This is a genomic window from Microbacterium sp. (genome assembly GCF_051953575.1).
Lineage (GTDB): Bacteria > Actinomycetota > Actinomycetes > Actinomycetales > Microbacteriaceae > Microbacterium.
In genome coordinates this window covers 1-4,961 of sequence record NZ_JBQCIP010000326.1, presented here as the reverse complement: position 1 = coordinate 4,961, position 4,961 = coordinate 1, and the positions used below count along the sequence as shown (strand labels likewise).

Sequence of the window (4,961 nt, the reverse complement as noted above, 5' to 3'; positions counted from 1 at the left end):
CGAGAGCGAGGTGAAGATCTTCGTGCCGGTGAACGCGTACCCGCCGTCGGGGAGGGGCGCGGCATCCGTCCCGCTTCCGAACAGCACCAGATCGTTGCCCGCCTCGCTGATCCCGAAGGCGAACACCTCGCCGGCCGCGGCGCCCTCCTGCACGAAGCGCAGGTCGTCGCTGCCGCGGTCGGCGAGCACCTTGGCGACACCCGTCCACACCAGGTGCATGTTGATCGCGAGCGCAGTCGCGGGCGCGGCGCCGGCGAGCCGCTGCTGCAGAAGGGATGCCTCGGCCAGGCCGAGGCCCGCGCCGCCGAGATCCTCGGGCACGAGGATCGCGAGATACCCCGCCGCCTTGAGATCGGCGAGGTCGTCGTCGGGGAACGTGTTCTCGCGGTCGTGGACCGCGGCCCGGGCGCGGAAGCGCTCGAGCAGGTGGTCGGGGAGGAGCTGCGTCGGATCGAAGAGCGTCACCCCGCCATTCTTCCCCCGCCCGGCGGCTCAGGCGAGGAGGGAGCGCAGCGCAGCGATCGTCGCGTCCGGGTCGTCCCGGTGCGGGGAGTGTCCGGCGCCCGCGATGACGACGGGCCGCCGGAACCGCGGATTGGCCGCCACCGCCGCCTCGACCGGCGTGTCGCGGAAGATCGACCCGACTCCGGCGGCGATCACGTCGACCGGCACGTCGACGCGCAGTGCGGCATCCGTCACGTCCCATTCCGGGTTCTGCGCCGTCGTCTGCTCGACCGCCCAGCGGCTCGTCACCTGCGAGGCCCGCGCTTTGAGCTCGATGTCCTGGTCGTGCCAGTGGGGGTGCGCGCGGCGCACCGCCTCCTGCGTCGGGTCGTCGAACGCCGCCGTGAGCCCCGCGTCGATGCTCGCGCGGTCGTCCGGCTGCAGGGCGATGGCAGGGTCGATGAGCACGAGCCGACGCGTCCATCCCGGGTCGGCTGAGGAGGCGAGGACGGCTGCCGCGCCGCCCAGCGAGTGCGCGATGACGATGTCCCATGTGCCGCCGTCGGTGGGGCGGGTGGCGGCGATGTCGGCGCCGTACGCGGCGAGGGTGTAATCCAGCGCCCGCGGCGCCGCGCCGTGACCGCGCAGGTCGACGGCGTCGGCGCGCCAGCCGGCGTCGGCCAGCGCGACGCCGTAGCGCCACATCAGGGCGCCGGTGGAACCCAGGCCGTGGACCAGCAGCGCGCGGCGCTCGGCGACGGCCGAGCCCCACGACAGGCGGGGGAGCAAGACGGGCGCAGACATGCGCTCAGCCTAGGAGTCCGCGGCGAACCGTCCCGCCGTCGGTGCCACCTGGCGTCATGCACGGCAGGATGGACGCGGAGGTTGGCGTGATCTCGACGGAACTGGCGATGGCCCTGCGCGAGGCGGGACTGGTGTGGCACCCGCGCTCGGGCGACCGCTTCCAGCTCGACGAGCCCGAGTTCGACGCGGACGTGTTCACCGTCAGCGAGATGACCATCGAGCCGCGGGAGTACCCGACCGGCCGCATCCTGGCGTTCAACGGCACGACCGAGTGGGCGCTCGACTCGGTCGCGCTCGAAGACGCGCTGTGGCTGCCGCACGAGCACCAGCTGCGCGAGCTGCTGCGCGGCGCGTTCCGGTCGCTGCGGAGGCTGCCCGACACCCACGAGGTCGAGATCGTCGTGGCCGGCGACCGCCAGGTGTTCGAGCATCCCGAGCCTGCCGACGCCTACGCGCTCGCCCTGCTGGAGCTGCTGCGGCGCCTGACGTGAACCGGTCTAGACGCCGATCGTGAGCGACGCGGTGTAGCCGTCGGCCACCGAGCCCGACATCGTGGCGAGCTGATGGATGCCGCCGTCATCGCGGAACACCGTGTCCTCCGCGAGCGACACCTGTCCCGCATTGCGGACGCTCTGCTCGTAGCCGCTCGTCGCGTAGACCGCGTCGTTGGTCTCTGCCGGCAGTGCGATCTGGCTCGTCTTGACGATCGGTCCCGTGGCCACGGCCGTCGCGACGTCGTCGTACACCTCGAAATGGATGTGCGGCCAGCGCCCCGAGTAGCAGGCCGGGTAGATCGATGTGAACGTCACCGTGCCGTTCGCGTCGGTCTGCTGCACGCCGCGCAGGTAGTTCTCGTCCTCGACCCCGCGGCTGTAGAGCGAGTAGTTCCCGTCGCGGTCGCAGTGCCACAGGTACACGCCGCGCCCCGCGAGCGCGGCCCCGGTCGCCGCGTCGCGCACCGTCAGGGCGATCGTCAGCGGGATGCCTTCGGCGACCGTCGACGACGACCCGAAGCTCGATCGGATGTCGCTGCGGACGATCCCCGAGTCGTCGAGCACGTCCACGCCGTTCGATCCGTCGGCCGGGTACGGTCCGGCCGTCTCGTCGGGGACCTCCTCCAGCGGACCGCCGGCGGTGGCGGCGGTCGAGGACGACGGCGTCGGCGTGGCGGATGCGGCGCCCGACGAGGCGGGCGAGGCCGCGGCATCCCGTTCCGCCGTCACTCCGCACGCGGCCAGCAGGCTCGTCAGGGCGACGCCGCCGAAGATGCCCAGGGCGCGGCGACGGTCGATGAGCGTGCGGATGTCGTAGACGAGGCCGCGGTGATCCTCGTCGATCGGTTCGCCGTCGGCGTCGAGCCAGTCCTTGTCGTCGGTGCGCATGCCTTCAGCAGAGCACTCGACCCTATGGGGCGTCTATGCGGCGTGTGTGCCCCGCGTGTGACCGGCTCAGCCGATCGTCTGCACCGGCTCGGTGTCGGGGATGGGGCTCGCGCCGCGCTCGCGCAGGTCGGGCTGGTACCGGACGAAGACGAGGGCGACCAGCAGCGCGAGGGCGCAGAACGCCGCCGCCGACGCATAGGCCGCCGTGACCCCGCCGGGGCCGTCGATGAGGAACCCCGCGACCGCCGAGCCCACCGCGGCGCCGATGAGCTGCCCGGTGCCCACCCAGCCGAACGCCTCGGCCGTGTCGCTGAACTTGACGCTCGCGGTCGTCATCGCCGACAGCACCCCGAGCGCCGGCGCGATGCCGATGCCCGCCACGAACAGCGTCGCCGAGATCCACCACACGTCGACCCACAGCGTGGTGAGCACGAGGCCGAACGCCACGACCGCGAGCCGGCGCACCATCGCCCAGCGTCCCATCGGCAGGTGCCCGAAGGCGAGGCCGCCCGCGAGGCTCCCGACCGAGAACACCGCGAGCACGAGGCCGGCTTCGACGCCGCCGTGCGAGAACGTGGCGACGACGCTCGCCTCGACGGCCGAGAACGAGCCGATGAGCAGGAACCCGATGACCGTCGCGAGCAGGATCGGCGGACGCGTGAGCACCTTGCCGAGCGACCGCTTGCTGCGGGGGATGCGCACGCGCCCCACCTCGGGCGACAGGATGAACCAGGCGCAGCCCGACAGCAGGATGACCACGACCAGCACGAGGCCGACGACCGTCCCCGCCTGCGTCGCCACGAGCGTGATGAGCACCGGTGCGAGGATCCAGATGATCTCCTGCAGCGACGCGTCCAGCGAGTACAGGCCGGTCAGCTGCTTCGAGTTGACGAGCTTGGGGTAGATGGTGCGCACCGCCGACACGATGGGCGGCGTCGACAGGCCCGCGATGAACCCGAGCACGACGTACACGGGCACGGGCACGATGAGGAACGCGATGCCGAGGAGGGATGCCGCCGACACCAGCGTCGTGAGGGTCAGGACGCGCCGCATGCCCCAGCGGCCCATCCAGCGGCTGGTCACCGGGCCCGCGATGGCCTGCCCGATCGACACGGCGGCGAGCACGATGCCCGCGGCGCCGTACGAGCCGGTGATCCCCTCGATGTGGAGCAGGATCACGAGGCTGATCATCCCGTTGGGGAATCGCGCGACCAGCTGCGCCGAGATCATGCGGAGGACGCCAGGAGTGCGCAGAAGATCCCCGTAGCCGGCCACCAGACAACGTTACGCCACGGCCGTCCCACCGCGACACGCCGGGCAGGTGCGCGACACGCCGGGGACGCACTCCACAGCCAAATCCGATGTCGGACCCCGGAGCTACCTTCGCAGCTGTGGAGGGAAGCGGCCGTGGCTCCCGAAACCCCTGTGATCCCGGCGTTTTCGAGAGCCTGCGGGCTGTGGATGAATCCGTGGAGAACCTGTGTTGTACATGGGGAGAGCGGTGGAAAATCACACCGATGTAACTACTAGCCCTTGTGGTGCTTACGGATGTCGGTACCCATATGTAGTATTGGTCTCCCGGCGGGGGGACTGCCGGAGAAGTGACGAGGAGAGCAGAATCGACATGGCGATCACGGTCTACACAAAGCCCGCGTGCGTGCAGTGCACGGCGACCTACCGAGCCCTCGACTCGAAGGGCATCGAGTACGAAGTCCACGACCTCTCCGAGGACCCCACGGCCCTCGAGCAGGTCAAGGCGCTGGGGTACCTCCAGGCGCCGGTCGTCATCACCGATGAGGACCACTGGTCGGGCTTCCGCCCCGACAAGATCGACGAGCTCGCTGCGCGTCTGGCCTGACATGTCCGCGGTCGTGGCGCAGCGCGTCGCGACGAGCGCGCCGCTGCTGGTCTACTTCTCGAGCGTGTCGGGCAACACCGCACGTTTCATCGAGAAGCTCGGCGCACGAGCGGTCCGGATCCCGCTGCATTCGACGGATCCGGCGCTCGTGGTCGACGAGCCGTACGTCCTCGTGACACCCACCTATGGCGGAGGCCAGGGCAGGGGTGTCGAGAAGGGCGCCGTTCCGAAGCAGGTCATCCGGTTCCTCAACGACGAGCGAAACCGCGGCCTCATCCGGGGAGTCATCTCCGCGGGGAACACCAACTTCGGCGAGCATTTCTGCATCGCCGGCGACATCATCAGCCGCAAGTGCCACGTGCCGCACTTGTACCGGCTAGAGGTATTCGGCACGCCTGAAGATGTGGAACGCGTGACCGCGGGATTGGAACGATGGTGGGAACTCTGACGCAGATGGACTTCAAGACGGAGGC

At 70.4% G+C, this 4,961-nt stretch carries 7 protein-coding genes; 3 read left to right on the top strand and 4 right to left on the bottom strand.

What is annotated here, in order from left to right:
• Both ACTHNQ_RS21055 and ACTHNQ_RS21050 read right to left on the bottom strand, forming a co-directional pair.
• Positions 1-465, bottom strand: a 465-nt coding sequence (locus ACTHNQ_RS21055; protein WP_440335864.1) for an acyl-CoA dehydrogenase family protein, incomplete at its 3' end; no start/stop codon positions are given.
• A 27-nt stretch (positions 466-492) separates the two neighbouring features.
• Complete coding sequence (locus ACTHNQ_RS21050) at positions 493-1,248, bottom strand: alpha/beta fold hydrolase (RefSeq protein WP_440335863.1); 756 nt, start codon at positions 1,246-1,248, stop codon at positions 493-495.
• Positions 1,249-1,334: 86 nt separating this feature from the next.
• On the opposite strand from ACTHNQ_RS21050, the gene ACTHNQ_RS21045 reads away from it, so the two are divergent.
• Complete coding sequence (locus ACTHNQ_RS21045) at positions 1,335-1,739, top strand: pilus assembly protein CpaE (protein WP_440335865.1); 405 nt, start codon at positions 1,335-1,337, stop codon at positions 1,737-1,739.
• A 6-nt stretch (positions 1,740-1,745) separates the two neighbouring features.
• Here ACTHNQ_RS21045 and ACTHNQ_RS21040 read toward each other — a convergent pair whose 3' ends face one another.
• Complete coding sequence (locus tag ACTHNQ_RS21040; protein ID WP_440335862.1) at positions 1,746-2,630, bottom strand: intradiol ring-cleavage dioxygenase; 885 nt, start codon at positions 2,628-2,630, stop codon at positions 1,746-1,748.
• Between the two features lie 66 nt (positions 2,631-2,696).
• Positions 2,697-3,905, bottom strand: coding sequence for an MFS transporter (locus ACTHNQ_RS21035; RefSeq protein WP_440335861.1), 1,209 nt, complete (start codon positions 3,903-3,905; stop codon positions 2,697-2,699).
• A gap of 349 nt (positions 3,906-4,254) precedes the next feature.
• Here ACTHNQ_RS21035 and nrdH point away from each other — a divergent pair, with 349 nt between their 5' ends.
• Entirely contained in the window at positions 4,255-4,488 is a 234-nt protein-coding gene (gene nrdH, locus ACTHNQ_RS21030; protein WP_018172442.1) for a glutaredoxin-like protein NrdH, read from the top strand.
• 1 nt (position 4,489) lies between these two features.
• The gene (gene nrdI, locus ACTHNQ_RS21025; protein ID WP_440335860.1) at positions 4,490-4,936 is read left to right on the top strand and encodes a class Ib ribonucleoside-diphosphate reductase assembly flavoprotein NrdI; all 447 of its coding nucleotides are present in this window, start codon (positions 4,490-4,492) and stop codon (positions 4,934-4,936) included.
• The last annotated feature ends 25 nt before the right edge of the window (positions 4,937-4,961 follow it).

Bases quoted from the DNA above. Each gene is read 5' to 3' on its own strand.
- ACTHNQ_RS21050 (WP_440335863.1), bottom strand. From the start codon at position 1,248: ATGTCTGCGCCCGTCTTGCTCCCCCGCCTGTCGTGGGGCTCGGCCGTC.
- ACTHNQ_RS21040 (WP_440335862.1), bottom strand. From the start codon at position 2,630: ATGCGCACCGACGACAAGGACTGGCTCGACGCCGACGGCGAACCGATC.
- nrdH (WP_018172442.1), top strand. From the start codon at position 4,255: ATGGCGATCACGGTCTACACAAAGCCCGCGTGCGTGCAGTGCACGGCG.
- nrdI (WP_440335860.1), top strand. From the start codon at position 4,490: ATGTCCGCGGTCGTGGCGCAGCGCGTCGCGACGAGCGCGCCGCTGCTG.